At 72.1% G+C, this 15,073-nt stretch carries 10 protein-coding genes; 1 reads left to right on the top strand and 9 read right to left on the bottom strand.

Features of this window, described 5'->3' with window-relative positions:
• Window positions 1-33 precede the first annotated feature (33 nt).
• The 9 genes from AC1Z4A_RS01990 to AC1Z4A_RS01950 form a co-directional block, all read right to left on the bottom strand.
• Window positions 34-531 carry a cobalamin B12-binding domain-containing protein gene (locus AC1Z4A_RS01990; protein ID WP_483676075.1) on the bottom strand — a complete coding sequence of 166 codons (498 nt, stop codon included), beginning with the start codon at window positions 529-531 and terminating at the stop codon, window positions 34-36.
• Window positions 528-1,826, bottom strand: coding sequence for a type III PLP-dependent enzyme domain-containing protein (locus AC1Z4A_RS01985; RefSeq protein ID WP_483676074.1), 1,299 nt, complete (start codon window positions 1,824-1,826; stop codon window positions 528-530). The genes AC1Z4A_RS01990 and AC1Z4A_RS01985 overlap by 4 nt, the downstream gene beginning before the upstream one ends.
• Entirely contained in the window at window positions 1,823-3,367 is a 1,545-nt protein-coding gene (locus AC1Z4A_RS01980) for an AMP-binding protein (protein ID WP_483683478.1), read from the bottom strand. Before AC1Z4A_RS01980 ends, AC1Z4A_RS01985 begins: the two co-directional genes overlap by 4 nt.
• A 96-nt stretch (window positions 3,368-3,463) precedes the next feature.
• The gene (locus tag AC1Z4A_RS01975) at window positions 3,464-5,059 is read right to left on the bottom strand and encodes an AMP-binding protein (protein ID WP_483676073.1); all 1,596 of its coding nucleotides are present in this window, start codon (window positions 5,057-5,059) and stop codon (window positions 3,464-3,466) included.
• Between the two features lie 46 nt (window positions 5,060-5,105).
• Complete coding sequence (locus tag AC1Z4A_RS01970; RefSeq protein WP_483676072.1) at window positions 5,106-5,357, bottom strand: phosphopantetheine-binding protein; 252 nt, start codon at window positions 5,355-5,357, stop codon at window positions 5,106-5,108.
• 71 nt (window positions 5,358-5,428) lie between these two features.
• A complete protein-coding gene (locus AC1Z4A_RS01965; protein ID WP_483676071.1) occupies window positions 5,429-6,376 on the bottom strand; it encodes an ACP S-malonyltransferase in 948 nt (315 codons plus the stop codon).
• A gap of 262 nt (window positions 6,377-6,638) precedes the next feature.
• The gene (locus AC1Z4A_RS01960) at window positions 6,639-6,872 is read right to left on the bottom strand and encodes a ferredoxin (RefSeq protein ID WP_483676070.1); all 234 of its coding nucleotides are present in this window, start codon (window positions 6,870-6,872) and stop codon (window positions 6,639-6,641) included.
• Window positions 6,869-8,074: a cytochrome P450 gene (locus tag AC1Z4A_RS01955; RefSeq protein WP_483676069.1), complete on the bottom strand. Its 1,206-nt coding sequence runs from the start codon at window positions 8,072-8,074 to the stop codon at window positions 6,869-6,871. Before AC1Z4A_RS01955 ends, AC1Z4A_RS01960 begins: the two co-directional genes overlap by 4 nt.
• A complete protein-coding gene (locus tag AC1Z4A_RS01950; RefSeq protein ID WP_483676068.1) occupies window positions 8,071-9,012 on the bottom strand; it encodes a proline iminopeptidase-family hydrolase in 942 nt (313 codons plus the stop codon). Before AC1Z4A_RS01950 ends, AC1Z4A_RS01955 begins: the two co-directional genes overlap by 4 nt.
• 350 nt (window positions 9,013-9,362) lie before the next feature.
• Here AC1Z4A_RS01950 and AC1Z4A_RS01945 point away from each other — a divergent pair, with 350 nt between their 5' ends.
• Window positions 9,363-14,987 carry a type I polyketide synthase gene (locus AC1Z4A_RS01945; protein ID WP_483676067.1) on the top strand — a complete coding sequence of 1,875 codons (5,625 nt, stop codon included), beginning with the start codon at window positions 9,363-9,365 and terminating at the stop codon, window positions 14,985-14,987.
• Window positions 14,988-15,073: the final 86 nt, after the last annotated feature.

Below are 15,073 nucleotides of genomic sequence, written 5' to 3'. Positions count from 1 at the left end.
CCGCGGCGTGCGGCTCCACGGGGGAGCGGTCGCTCACGACAGCACTCTCTGGGGGACGTCGGTGATGAAGCGCCGGAAGGCGGAGACCTCCTGCGCACCGTCCTCGAAGACGGCGTCGAAGCCGGCGGCGATCAGCTCCTCGATCCGCCCGGCCGCCTCGCCGCCCGAGATGCCGAGCTTGCCGCCGATCACCGCGGGCAGTCCGGCCAGCTCGGTGCGCTCGCGCAGCTTCCGTACGGCCCGCAGGCCGTCCTGGGCGCCGTGCCCGTTGACGCTGCTCAGGACGAGCAGGTCCGGGGCCCGTTCCAGGCACTCGCGGACCAGCAGCTCGTCGGGGACGCAGGGGCCCAGGTTGACGACGTCGCAGCCGAGTTCCTCGATGAGCAGCTGAAGGAACACCAGGTTCCAGGTGTGCGAGTCGGAGGCCACACCGCTGACCAGGACCGTCCGCCGGCGGGGGGCCGGGGCTCCGCCCGACGCCGTCGCGTCCGCCGGACCCGCCCCGGACGCCGCGGGCGCCCGCTCGCTCATGCCCGTTCCCCGTCGCCCGCGGCACCGCCCGGCACGGGCGGGTTGCCGAGCGGCGGCAGCGGCACCCGGCTGTGCTCCAGCCGCGACGCGGACACCACTTCGCCGCCGCGGATCAGCACCTCGGCGGGGGCCGGGCGGCCGAGGAACATCAGCAGGCTCGCGGTCGGGCCGTACGCGCCCGCGTTGGGCACGGTCAGCACGTCGCCGACGGCCGGGCGCGGCAGCCGGACCTGCCGGCCCAGCACGTCGCCCGGCGTGCACAGCGGCCCGACCAGGCTGGCGACCGGCGCGCCGCCGGAGGCGATCAGCTCGGCCTCTTCCGGACCGTCCGGCTGCACCGCCACCGGCAGCAGCCGGCCCAGCCCGGACATCCCGCCGAAGGTGTTGATCCCGGCGTCCAGGATGACGAACGTACGGCCCCGGCTCTCCTTGACGTTGACCACCCGCGTCAGCAGCGCACCGCCGTCGCCCACCAGATAGCGGCCCGACTCGCACGCGAAGTGCGGTGTGCCCGTGCGCCAGCGCGGGAACAGGTCGTCCAGCGCGACCTCCAGCTGCCCGCGCAGCTTCTCGTACACGGGGCGCTCGCCGGGCACCGCGTACGGGGCCGCGAAGCCGCCGCCGATGTCCACGAAGCGCAGCGGCAGCCCGTGTTCGCGTTCCAGCTCCGCCGCGACGGACAGCGTGTGCCGGAACTCGCCGATCAGGCTGTCCTCGTCCTGGGCGTTGCTCAGCGGGAAGAAGTGCGCGCCCACCACCTCCGTGCCCGGCACCGCGAGCAGCCGGGGCATCAGCTCGCCGAGGGCTTCGGCGTCGATGCCGAACTGCGAGGGGGTGCCGGTCATCCGGATGCTGGTGGTGGCGCTGGCCGAGGCGCTGTTGATACGCAGCAGGCACCGGGCGACCACACCCTGCGCCAGGGCCGCGGCGCCCACGTGCTCCAGGTCGGTCGGCGACTCCACGGAGAACATCCGCACCCCGGCGGACAGCGCCGCGGCCAGCTCGCCGCCGGTCTTGCCCGGGCCCGTGTACAGGCACTGCGCGGGGTCGAATCCGGCCGCCAGGGCGGCGGCCAGCTCGCCCTGCGAGCTGATCTCGGCCCGGCAGGCCCGGCCCTCGCCCTCGCGCAGGGCCCGCAGCACCCCGGGATGCGGATTGGCCTTGACGGCGCAGAACAGCGAGAACTGCTCGGGCAGCGCGTCGAACAGGTCCTGCCGGGCCCGGGCGACCCGGTCCAGGTCGTAGACGTACAGCGGCGTGCCGTAGCGCTCGGCCAGCTCGGTGCTGCGGGTCACTTCTCGCTCCCGTCGAGCAGCCGGGCCAGCTGCTTCTTCTCGTTCTTGCCGTGCAGGGTCAGGGGGAAGTCGGCCAGCACCCGGCAGACCGCCGGGACCTTCTGCTGCTCCAGGCGGCCCGCCAGCTCGCGCAGCACCGCGTGCGGGGCGAGGTCGGACTCCACGAACAGCGCCAGGTCGTGCCGGTCGGAGGGCGGCAGGACGGCCGCGGCGCGCACCCCGGGGATGTCCATGGCCGCCGCCTCGATCTCGATGGTGCTCATCCGGATGCCCTTGCGCTTGAACATGTCGTCCCGGCGGCCCTGGAAGTACAGGTAGCCGTCCGCGTCCAGGCATCCGAAGTCGCCCGTGTGCAGCCGCAGTTCCCCGGTGGGCGCGTGACGGCGGAAGGCCCGCGCCGTCAGCTCCGGATTGCGCCAGTAGCCGGGCATCACATGCGGGCCCACGGCGACGATCTCACCGGTCTCCCCGGTGGGTACCGGCTCGCCGTCCTCGTCCAGGATCAGCACGCGGGTGCCCGGCAGCGGCAGCCCGACCGAGTCGGGCCGCTCCCGGTCCTCCTCCGGCGGCATGACCGACACCCGCTTGCACTCGGTCTGCCCGAACTGCCGCACCACCCGCACCCCGGGGAAGGCCGCGCGCAGCGCGTCCGTGGTGGCCTGGGACAGGGCGGCACCCGTGTTGGTGAACATCCGCACCCGGGGCGCCCCGGCGTCGCCGCCGCGCTGCGCCAGCGTGGCGATCATGGTGGCGAGCGAGGGCACGATCGGCACCACCGTCGCCCCGGAGGCACGGATCGCCTCCAGCAGCACCAGGTCCGACTCGCCGTCGGCCAGCACGATCCGGCTGCGCCCCACGGCACACATCAGCACCTTGTACAGCCCGTAGTCCCAGGACATCGGGAACCGGCAGAACACCACGTCGTCGCCGCGGTAGTCGAGCACCTCGACCATCGCGCGGGTGGCGAACGTCATCTGCGCGTGCGGGCAGACCACCGCCTTCGGCGCGGCCGTGCTCCCGGAGGTGTAGACGAGCACGGCGACCTGATCCGGGTCCACGTCCACCGCCGCCTGCGGGGACGGGCCGCGGTCGGCGATCTTCTCCACCTCGCTCCAGACCCCGCCGAACTCGTGCACCGGCACCGCGGTGACCCCGGCGAGCGTCTCCCGCTCGCCCTCCTCGCAGATCACCAGCGCGGGCTCCGCGTTCTCCAGCACCGAACGCAGGTGATAGGCCTTCATGTTGGGGTTCAGCGGAACGAAAACGGCGCCGCGCCGGGACGCCCCGTAGAACAGGGCGACCAGCTCGCGGTCGGTGGGCAGCCGCACCACCAGCCGGTCGCCGGGGCCGACCCCGCGCTCCTCCAGCCAGTGGGCGAACGCCCGGCTGTACTCGTCGACCTCGGCGTAGCTCCAGTGCCCGTCCGCGTCGCTGACCGCGGCGGCCGACGGCGCGGCGGACACCGCCTCGTCGAGCAAGGTGTGGACGAGGCTGCCACGACCGCGGCCGGACACGGGAGTCCCGTGTGCCGCAGCAGAGATGGTGTCCAACGCTCTTTCTCCTGTCAGATCTTCGGCAAGCCGGTCGTGCGTACCGGCCGTGCGACGGCCGTCCGGCTCGGTGGGGGGTAGGGCTGGTCAGCGGGGGCCGGCGCGCAGCTGCTCCTGGGCGCGGGCGCGCAGCGCAGCGCGGTCGATCTTGCGGTTGGCGTTCAGCGGGAACTCCTCGACGCGCCAGTAGCGCCTGGGCGTCATGCCCTGCGGCAGCACCTGCCGCAGCTGCTTGGCGAACACCGCGGGGGCGACCTCCTCGCCGGTGTAGAAGACCGCCAGTTCGGTGCCCGCGGCGGTTTCCACGCCGACCGTGACGGCCTCCAGGACGCCCGCACAGCCGCGCAGCGCGTGATCGATCTCGGCCGGCTCCACGCGCCAGCCGGCAATCTGCACCTGGGAGTCCAGCCGCCCCAGATAGGCCAGTTCACCGTCCGAACCGACCCGCCGGACACGGTCCCCGGTGCGGTACCAGGTCCGTCCGCCGTGCTCCAGGAACCGCCCCGCGCCGTCCTCCGGATCCAGATAGCCGCCCGCCATCTGCGGACCGGCGACACACAGCTCCCCCTCGGCGTCGGCCGGACGGCCGTCCTCGCCGAGCAGCAGGTGCTCGTGCCCCGCGTTGATCCGCCCGATGGGCACCACGCCGTTGACGGCCAGCTCCGCCGAGCGCCGCGGGTGCCAGCGGTGAGCGGCGACGGTGACGGTCAGCTCCGTCGGCCCGTAGAGGTTCTCCACCACCGACCCCGGCGCCGCCTCCTGCCAGTCGGCCGCGTCCCGGCAGGTCAGCGCCTCCCCGGCGAAGAAGCTCCAGCGCAGCCCCGGCAGCGCCCCGGGCCGCAGCCCGCCCAGCCTGCGGACCAGCGCGATCGCACTCGGCGTGGAGAACCACACCGTCATGCGGTTGTCGGCCAGGAACGCGGGCAGCTCGCGGTACGCCCCGGGCGGCACCCACAGCGCCGTCGCCCCCGCACCCCAGGCACAGAACAGATCGAACAGCGCACAGTCGAAGTTGAGGTCGAAGGACTGCGAGAAGACGTCCTCGGACGTGAAGTCGTAGCGCTCGTCCTGGAGACCGAAGTAGTGCGCCGCGCTGCCGTGGGAGATGGGCACGCCCTTGGGACGGCCCGTCGAGCCGGACGTGAACAGCACGTACGCCGCGTCGTCCGGCGCCACCGCGCGCGGCTCGGCCAGGGCCCCGGACGCGCCGGGGACGATCCGCCGCAGGCCCGGGGGCGTGCCGCCCCCGACGCCGGGCGCGAGCACCGGCAGGCCGTCGTCCGGCCCGGGCAGCGGCTGCCCGTCCGGACCCGGCGCCAGCAGCTCCGGCAGCCGGGCCCAGCCCGCCTCGTCGGCGACGACCGCCGAGAGCGGGGCGGCGGCCATCATGCGGCGCGTGCGGGCGACGGGGAAGTCGGGTCGCAGCGGCACGACGGTCGCCCCGGCGTAGAGCGCGGCGAGGACGCCGACGTAGGCGGTCAGGCCCTTGTCCGCCAGCACCCCCACCCTGGACGGCGGTTCGGGCGCCGACCGCAGCAGCGCACCCGCCCAGGCGAGGGCCCGCTCGTGCGCCTGCTCGTAGCTGACCGACCCGTCGCCGGCCCGTACCGCGTCATTGCGCGGCGCCAGGGCGACCCCACGCAGGAATCGACCGTGAAGCGCCCCTCCCACGGCTGTGTCCACTGCTCCTCCTTCGCTGCTCACCCGGTGCCCGGCGGCCTGCGCCCGGTCAGGCGGCCTGTTCCCGGACGAGCCCCGACAGCACCTGCCACAGCACTCCCGGCGTCCGGAAGGTCTCCTTGGTCAGCGCCTCGTCCTGGAAGCGGACGTCGTAGGCGCCCTCCAGGGCGGCGAGCAGCTCGACGATGCCGAGCGAGTCGAGGCCCAGATCGCGCAGCGTGGCGTCCTCGGCGAGCGGCTCGTCCGCACCGAGGAACGGCAGGAACCCGCGCAGCAGATCCTCGAACTTCTGGTCCCACATGGTGGTGGCCTTTCAAAAGCGGCTGAACAATGAGTGATGGGTGAAGAAAGGGAAGGATGCGGAAAGGGAGGTCAGGCGGACACAGGCCGCCGCCGGGGCTGGAGGGCCAGCCGCGGAGTCACCGCCAGCACCTCGAAGTTGTCCCTGGTGCGGCGCACCCGGCCGAAGAGGCTGTCCTGCCCGGCCACGCACACCCTGCCGACGCCCGCCGCCACCAGCCCGTCCACGACCGCCGGCCAGCGCATCGGGAGCACACAGCTGTCCAGCAGCATCGAGCGCACCCCGGCGCCGGTGGTGATCAGCGACCCGTCCTGGTCGGCGACGACCGGGACCACCGGATCGGCGAAGGCAAGCGGGCCGATCACCTCCTCCTCGGCCCGGCGGCGCAGCCCCGCGAACGCCCCGCAGTGCATCGGCGGCCGCATCGAGTACAGCGACATCCCGCCCAGCGACCGCAACCGCGGCTGAAGCCACTCGAGGTTCTGCTCGCGCAGCGTGAGCATGAAGAAGTCGTCGTCGACGTAGCAGGAGATCTCGTACGGTTCCCCGCGCCGGTCCAGCTCCGTCAGCACCTCGCGCAGCTTCTTCTCGGGCACCCGCACGAACGAGTGGGTGATCAGGTCCTGGAACTCCTTGCTGAAGTAGTCCTCCAGCAGCCGCGCGAAGCCGGCCGTCAGCCGGACCGCGTCGGCGAAGCCGAGCGCACCGGAGAACGCCGCGGCCGGCTTCTCGCCGAAGCTCGGCCCCGTGCACAGCGCCGCCTCGACGCCGAGTTCGTGCTGCGCCCACTCCGCGAGCGCAAGCGAGTTGATCAGGAAGGCGACCTGCGCGTATTCGCTGTAGTCGCCCTCCGTCTCGCGGTAGCGGTCGACGAGCGAGTACCCCAGGACGTCGTCGGCCTGCGCGACCAGTCTGCGCGCGAAGGGGTTGATCACCATGAACCTGCCGACGTCCCCGAAGGGCGTGGGGCCCATGCCGGGGAAGACGACGGCGGTGCCGGTCCGGGAGCCGGTGGCCATGTGCACAGTCCTTCTTTCCCTCTGTCTCGTACGTCCGGGAGTCGGTCGTCCGGGGGAGTTGATACGTCCGGGAGTTGGTACGCCCGGGGCCCGCGCGGCCCTAGGGGGTGTCCGGTGGGTCAGCACAGGCCCCGCGACGCCTGGCACGGCACCTCGCCGCGTTGTCGCATCACCCGAGTACGCCCAGTACGCGGGTAATGCTCCGCCTTGCGATGCACCGCGCCAGACGCCGCGGGGCCCGCACTGACCCACCGGACACCCCCTAGTCCTCGGGCGCGAGCAGCGCCCCCGTGCCCGCCTCGCGCACGCTGATCGCGGCGACCGGGCAGGTCTCGGCGGCGTCCAGCACCGCCTCGTCCGGTGCGATCGACGCGTGCAGCGGATGCGACTTGCCGGACCGCAGCTCGAAGTGGCCCGGGGCGTAGTTGGCGCACACCGACGCCCCGATGCAGATGCCCCGGTCGACGCCGACGTCCCAGGTGGCGGGCTCGGTCACCAGGTCACCCGCAGCAGCTTGGGGCCGCGCACGAGCATGCCCTGCTTCCACACCACGCCGTCCTGCCCGTCCGCGAAGTCCAGCGCCGGGAACCGCCGGACGAGCGTGGACAGCACCGTCTGCAGCTCCATGCGGGCCAGCTGGGCGCCCAGGCAGTGGTGCGGGCCGTGCCCGAAGCCGATGTGCGGATTGTGCTCGCGGGTCAGATCCAGCCGGTCGGGGTCCTCGAAGACCTCCGGGTCGCGGTTGGCGGAGGCCACCGACCCGAGCACGGGCTCCCCGGCCTTGACGGTGACGTCGCCGAACTGCACGTCCTCCAGGGCGTAGCGGGCGAACATCGCCGAGTAGTTCAGCGGGATCCAGCGCACCAGCTCCTCGACCGCGCGCGGCACCAGCTCGGGCTCGGCACAGAGCAGCTCCCACTGGTCGCGGTGGCTGAGCAGCGTGTAGAGGAAGTTGGGGATCTGCGAGGCGGTGGTCTCGGTGCCGGTGATCAGCAGACCGCCGGTCACGTGCATGACCAGCTCCTCCTCGCTGAGCCGGTCGCCGTCCTCGTCCCGCGTCCTGACCAGCGCGCCGAGCAGGTCCTCGGTGGGGTTCCGGCGGCGCTCGGCGACCAGCTCGCGGATGTACGCGAACAGCTCCTGCGCGTTGCGCTCCATCTCCTCCCACGGCAGCGCCGTGGTGGAGACCATCGCCTCGGACCACCCCCGCAACCTGGGCCGGTCCGCCGCCGGGACGCCGAGCATCTCGCTGATCACCGTGACCGGCACCGGAATGGCGAAGTTCTCCACCATGTCGAAAGGCGCACCCTGCTCGACCATGGTGTCGGCGAGACCGTCCACGATCCTCTGGGTGTCCGCGCGCATCATCTCCACGCGCCGCCCGGTGAAGGCCTTGGCGACCAGCTTGCGCAGCCGGGCGTGGTCCGGCGCGTCCATGCCGACGAGCCCGTCGTCGAGGTGCTCGTCCGGGTGCGTGCGCGGCTGGTCCCGGGTCTTGGCCATCGCCCGGCTGAACCGCGGGTCGGCCAGCACGGTCCGTACGTCGTGATAGCGGGTGGCCAGCCAGGCGGGCTCGCCGTGCGGGAACTGCACCCGGCTCAGCGGCTCCTCCGTACGGAGCCTGGCGTACATGGGGTCGAGTGCGAGCCGGTCCGGTTCGCTGAACGGATACTTGCGAACCTCCTGAGCGGTGGTCACCCGCGCGCTCCTTCCTTGAGTTCATTGAGGAATCCGACCAGGACCGAGGAGAAGCGCTCCGGCTCCTCGAGGTGCGGCATATGGCTCGACTCCTCGAAAATCTCCCAGCGGACATCCGGTATGCGGTCGAAAAAGGGCTGGACGGTGGCCGGAGTGGCCTCGTCGTACCGCCCGCTGAGTAAGAGCGTCGGCACGTCGATCCGGTTCAGGCGTTCCTCGACCGACCAGTTCCGAAGGGTGCCGATGACATGGAATTCATTCGGCCCGTTCATGGAGTGGTAGACCGTCGGGTCGTCGTTGATCTCCATGAAAGTGGCCAGGTAATCCCGCGGCCACGGCTGAATGCGGCACACATGCCGGTCGTAGAAGACCCGCATGGCGGCGAAATACTCTTCGGTGTCCGTGGTGCCCGCGGCCTCGTGCCGCAGCAGCGTCTCCTGCACATCGGCCGGCAGCTGCTTCCTGAGGACGTCCATCTCCCGGAGCCACAGCGGCATCGAGGCCGGCGAATTGGCGATCACCAGCCCGCGCAGCCCGGCCGGCCGGTCCGCGGCGTGATCGGCGGCCAGCATGCCGCCCCAGGACTGCCCGAACAGCACATAGCCGCCGTCGATGCCGAGGTGGCGCAGCAGATTGTCCAGCTCGTCCCGGAACAGCCCCACGGTCCAGAAGTCGGCGCCGCGGTCCGGGAGACGGGTCGAGCCGCCGTTGCCGAGCTGGTCGTAGTGCACCACCGGCCAGCCGGCCGCCGTCAGCGACGACAGGTTCAGAAGATAGTCGTGGGTGCTGCCCGGGCCGCCGTGCAGCACGACGACGGGCGGCACACCGCAGTGCAGATCACCGGTGATCCGGTACCAGGTCCGGAACCGGCCGTGCTCACCGAAGGGGGCGGTTCCTTTGGCAATCGGTGCCGCCGACTTCGCGGGTGTCCCTGTCAACTTCCCACCCCCGGTCGATGTTTCGAAGCTTTCATCGCCGAGCACGCTATAGCAGCAGACCTGGCCGGGCGGACCCCTAGCCACCCCTGTCGCCCCTTAATCCCGCGCATGATCGGTGACCCTTAAAACAGTTCGCGATCGCGCCGTGTTTTACGTTTGAACAATGATCGACAAGGGCTCGAACGGCGAAAATAGGGGTGCTCATTTCCGCTCTTGTCCGATGCCATTTAGGGGGCACTTAGGGGTGCGGAGGGATGGCCTTCCGGAAGGGCGGTCCGTAGCGTACGGACGGAAATCGCCGTCGCGGCATGCGTGATGAACAACCCGACCGGGGTGCAGGGGGTTCTTGGGTGCAGAACGAGGAAAAGCTTCTCGAATACCTCAGGCGGGCGACTGCCGACCTCAGGGAAGCACGCCGCCGGCTGCGGGACGCCGAGCGCAGGGACAACGAGCCGATAGCCATTGTCGGCATGAGCTGCCGGTACCCCGGCGGCGTCACCTCGCCCGAGGAACTGTGGCAGCTGCTCGACGAGGGACGGGACGGCATCGCCGGGTTCCCCGCCGACCGCGGCTGGGACACCGAGCACCTCTACGACCCGGATCCCGACAAGCCTGGCAGGACGTACGCCCGCGAGGGCGGATTCCTCTACGACGCCGCCGAGTTCGACGCCGGGTTCTTCGGCATAGGCCCGCGCGAGGCCCTGGCGATGGACCCCCAGCAGCGACTGCTCCTGGAAGCCTCCTGGGAGGCATTCGAGCGGGCGGGCATCGACCCGCACTCGCTGCGCGGCAGCCGCACCGGCGTCTTCGCGGGCGTCATGTACCACGACTACGCCGCACGCCTGTCCAGCGTTCCGGACGGCGTGGACGGCTACATCGGCAACGGCACCGCGGGCAGCGTGGTCTCGGGCCGGGTGTCGTACGTCCTCGGGCTGGAGGGCCCGGCGGTGACCGTGGACACCGCATGCTCGTCTTCGCTGGTCGCCCTCCACTGGGCGATCCAGGCGCTGCGGAACGGCGAGTGCACGCTGGCCCTGGCCGGCGGGGTGACGGTGATGTTCACGCCCGAGACCTTCACGGAGTTCAGCCGCCAGCGGGGGCTTGCGCGGGACGGCCGCTGCAAGCCGTTCGCGGCGGCGGCGGACGGTACCGGCTGGGGCGAGGGCGTCGGCGTACTGCTGGTGGAGCGGTTGTCGGATGCGCAGCGCAACGGGCATCCGGTGCTGGCGGTGGTGCGCGGGTCGGCCGTGAACCAGGACGGTGCCAGCAGCAGCTTGACGGCGCCGAATGGTCCGTCGCAGCAGCGGGTGATCCGGGCTGCGCTGGCGAGTGCGGGGCTGACCGCGTGGGACGTGGATGCGGTGGAGGCGCACGGCACGGGCACGGTGCTGGGCGATCCGATCGAGGCGCAGGCGCTGCTGGCGACGTACGGGCAGGAGCGGGAAGCCGGGCGTCCGCTGTGGCTGGGCTCGGTGAAGTCGAACTTCGGGCACACGCAGGCTGCTGCGGGTGTGGCCGGGGTGATGAAGATGGTGCTGGCGATGCGCCATGGCGTTCTGCCGCGCACGCTGCACGTCGATGAACCTTCGACGCATGTGGATTGGTCGTCGGGGGATGTGCGGCTGCTGACTGAGGCGGTGCCGTGGGAGGGCGAGGGGCCGCGTCGTGCGGGCGTCTCGTCCTTCGGGATCAGCGGCACGAATGCCCACGTGATTCTCGAGGAAGCGCCACCGGTCGAGGAGGTGCCTGGTGGGGCGGCTGTGGGTGGGGGTGTGCTGCCGCTCGTGCTCAGTGCCCGTACTGCGGGAGCGCTGCGGGCGCAGGCGACGAGGCTGGCGGCGTGGCTTGAGGACGAGGACGGGCCCGGTCTGGCCGACGTGGCGTACTCGCTGGCCGTGACCCGGGCCGGCTTGGAGCATCGTGTGGTGGTGCTGGCGGTGGACCGTGCGCAGGCGCGGGCGCAGCTGGCTGACGGGCCGCTGGTGCAGGGGACGGTGAGCGAGGGACGGCTGGCGTTCCTGTTCACGGGGCAGGGCGCGCAGCGGGTAGGGATGGGCCGGGAGCTGTACGAGACCTTCCCCGTCTTCGCGGCGGCGCTGGACGAGGTCTGTGAGCACCTGGAACTGCCGCTGAAGGATGTGATGTTCGGGGACGAGCAGGGGGTCCTGGACCGGACGGAGTTCGCGCAGCCCGCTCTGTTCGCGATCGAGGTGGCGTTGTACCGGCTGGTGGAGTCCTGGGGGGTACGCCCGGACTTCCTGGCCGGGCACTCAATTGGCGAGATCGCAGCCGCCTACGTCGCTGGAGTGCTGTCCTTGGCGGATGCGTGCGCTCTGGTGGCGGCGCGCGGGCGGTTGATGCAGGCCCTGCCCGCGGGCGGGGTGATGGTGGCCGTCCAGGCCACCGAGGACGAAGTCCAGCCCCTGCTGGCGGACGGCGCCGGAATCGCCGCCGTCAACGGACCACGCTCCGTGGTGATCTCCGGCCCCGAGGCACCCGTACTGGTCATCGCGGACCAGCTCCGCACCCAGGGCCGTAAGACCTCGCAGCTGAAGGTCTCCCACGCTTTCCACTCGGCGTTGATGGATCCGATGCTGGACGACTTCCGCACCGTCCTGGACAGCCTGGCCTTCCAGGCCCCGCAGATCCCGGTCGTCTCCAACGTCACCGGGCAGCTCGCAACAGCCGAAGACCTCACCTCACCCGAGTACTGGGTCCAGCACGCCCGTCAAGCTGTCCGCTTCGCCGACGGCATACAAACACTGGCCACCGAGGGCGTCACCACCTTCCTGGAGCTGGGCCCCGACGCCGTCCTGACCGCCATGGCCCAGGACTGCCTCCCCGACACCGACACCAGCACCGCCACCGACAGGGCCTTCATCCCCGCCCTCCGCCGCAACCACCCCGAAGCACCCGAGACCACCAAAGCCCTCGCCCGCCTCTGGACCCGCGGTCACCCCATCGATTGGCAAGCCTTCTACGCCCCCCACCACCCCCACCCCACCGACCTCCCCACCTACCCCTTCCAACACCAGCGCTACTGGCTGGAATCCGCCACCCCAACCGGCGACGTGACCACCCTCGGCCAGACCCCCGCCAAGCACCCCCTGCTGGGCGCCCTGGTGGCGCTTCCCGGCACCGAAGGGGTGGTGCTGACGGGGCGGATCGGACTGGACACCCACCCTTGGCTGGCCGATCACTCGATCATGGGATCGGTGGTCCTGCCCGGGACCGCGTTCGTGGAACTGGCCGTACACGCCGGAGACCAGCTCTCCTGCGGACAGTTGGAGGAACTCACCCTGGAGGCACCCCTCGTCCTGCCCGCCAAGGGTTCGGTCGACCTGAACGTGCTGGCCGAGACCGATGACGGCGACCCCCGTCGGCGGATCGTCACGGTGTACTCGCGAGCCCACGGCGCGGCAACGGACGTGCCGTGGACCCGGCACGCCAGCGGTGTGCTGGCCGAGGGCATGACGGCGGAGCCGGACGGCGAACTGCGCGTGTGGCCGCCGGAGGGGGCGACTCCGATCGCCGTGGACGGTGCTTATGACGGACTCGCCGCCCAGGGCTACGAGTACGGCCCGGTCTTCCAGGGCCTGCGCGCGGCCTGGCGGCGCGGCGACGAGGTCTTCGCCGAAGTCGCCCTCCCCGAGGACGCCCACACCGACGCCACTGCATTCGCTCTTCACCCCGCCCTCCTCGACGCCGCCCTGCACGCCAACCTCTTTGACGAGCAACAAGAGGAACAACAAGAGGAACAACAAGAGGCAAAACAAGACGCCGCCCCCGCCCCCCGGCTGCCCTTCTCCTGGAGCGGAGTGTCGCTGCACGCGACCGGTGCCACGGCGCTGCGCGTGCGGGTGTCCTCCAGCAGCCCGGACGAGGCATCGGTGCTGGTCACCGACCCGGTCGGCACACCGGTGATGTCGATCCGCTCGCTGGTCGCGCGGCCCGTCAGTGCCGAGCAGCTGAGCGCGGCCCGGAGCGGTGACGACGACTCGCTGTTCCGCCCGGAATGGGCCGAGCGAACGGCACCGTCGACTGGAGAGACGGACACCACGGCCCGGTGGGCCGTCCTCACAAACGATGCCGCCCCAGCGGACGTCGACTGGCCGGCCGTCCTCGGGGCGGACGTGCTGCTGGTGCCGGATCTCTCCGCGCTCTCCGGCCCGGTACCGGAGGTCGTCGTGCTCGTCTGCCCGTCGGCGGAGGAGCCGGCGCCCCGATCCGCAGACTCCGAAGACTCCACAGACTCCGCAGACACGGAACTTCCGGACCGGGTCCGTGCAGTGACCGGCCGGGTGCTGGAGTGCGTACAGACCTGGCTGGCCGACGCGCGCTGTGCCGCTTCCCGCCTCGTCCTGCTCACCAACGGGGCCTCTGGCCCCGGCACCGACAGCACGGACCTGGCGGCCGCGCCGCTGTGGGGGCTGGTGCGTTCCGCCCAGGCCGAGCACCCGGGGCGGCTGATGCTGCTGGACTGGGACGGAGACCCCGCCTCCGGTCCCCGGCTCAAGGCCGCCGTGGCAACCGGCGCCGACGAACTCGCCCTGCGCGAAGGCACACTGTGGGAGCCCAAGCTCGTACAGCAGAACACCGGACAGCAAGCACCGGCCGCGGACTGGGATCCCACCGGCACCGTACTGATCACCGGAGGCACCGGCGGACTGGGTGCCGCCGTCGCCCGGCACCTGGCCGCCCGGCACGGCGCCCGCCGTCTGCTGCTGGTCAGCCGGCGCGGGCCGCAGGCGCCGGGTGCGGACCGGTTGCGCGCGGAACTGGCCGAGGCGGGGGCCGAAGCCGAGATCGTCGCCTGTGACGTCGCCGACCGTACGGCCCTGGAGAGGCTGCTCGCCGGGATCCCCGCAGGACATCCGCTGACCGCGGTGATCCACACCGCCGGGGTCACCGACAACGGAGTCATCGAGACGCAGACCGCGCAGCGCCTGGACACGGTGCTGCGGCCGAAGGCCGATGCCGCCTGGCACCTCCACGAACTGACGAAGCACAAGGACATCGGCGCCTTTGTGCTCTTCTCCTCCACCGCCGGACTGTTCGTCGGCGCCGGGCAGGCCAACTACGCGGCCGCCAACGTCTTCCTGGACGCCCTCGCCCGGCACCGCAAGGCCACAGGCCTGCCCGCGCTCTCCCTCGCCTGGGGCCTGTGGGACGAGGCCGACGGCATGGCGGGGGAGCTGGGCGAGGCCGATCTCCAGCGGATGCGGCGGCTGGGCATGCGTCCGCTGCCCACCGGCCGGGCGCTGGAGCTGCTGGACGCGGCCATGCGCGCCGACGCCCCCGTACTGGTGCCGGTCGCGCTGGACCGGGCCGCCCTGCGCTCCGGGTCCCGGTCGGTCCCCGCCCTGCTGCGCGGTCTCGTCCGCACTCCGGTGCGCCGGACCGTCCCCGCGACCGTCCCGGCGAGCGGGACCGGGGCCGAGGCGCTCGCCCGCCGGCTGGCCGGGCTGCCGGATGCCGACCGCGACCGCATCCTGCTGGACCTGGTCCGGGGCAACGCGGCCGCGGTGCTCGGGCACGGCAGCAGCGAACTGGTCGATCCCGGGCGCGCCTTCACGGACGTCGGCTTCGACTCGCTGGCCGCCGTCGAACTGCGCAACCTGCTGAACGCCGCCACCGGCCTGCGCCTGCCCGCCACCCTCGTCTTCGACTTCCCGACACCTGTGGTGCTGGCCGGGCACCTGGCCGCGGAACTCGTCCCGGCCGCCGCGCCCGCCGCGTCGCTGCTGGCGGAGATCGACCGTCTGGAGTCGGCGCTGCTGGCCTCGGCTTCGTCTTCGGCCTCGGACCCGGACGGCGACGAGCACGGCACGGTCGCCGTGCGCCTGGAGTCGCTGCTGCGCAAGTGGCGCGGCCGGCACGGCCCCGCGCAGGACGACGGTGCCCGCACGGACCTGGCGTCGGCCACCGACGACGAGCTGTTCGAGGTCCTGGACCAGGAGCTGGGACTCCCGTAGCCGACCGTCAGCCGACGGCCCCCGTGCTCTCCCGCCGGTTGCGCGCCGCCCGCCGGGGGCGCGCAGGCGGACCACCTCCCACCTCA

The sequence above is a fragment of the Streptomyces sp. 17_S59 genome, assembly GCF_056930295.1.
This window is presented reverse-complemented; position numbering and strand designations above follow the sequence as displayed.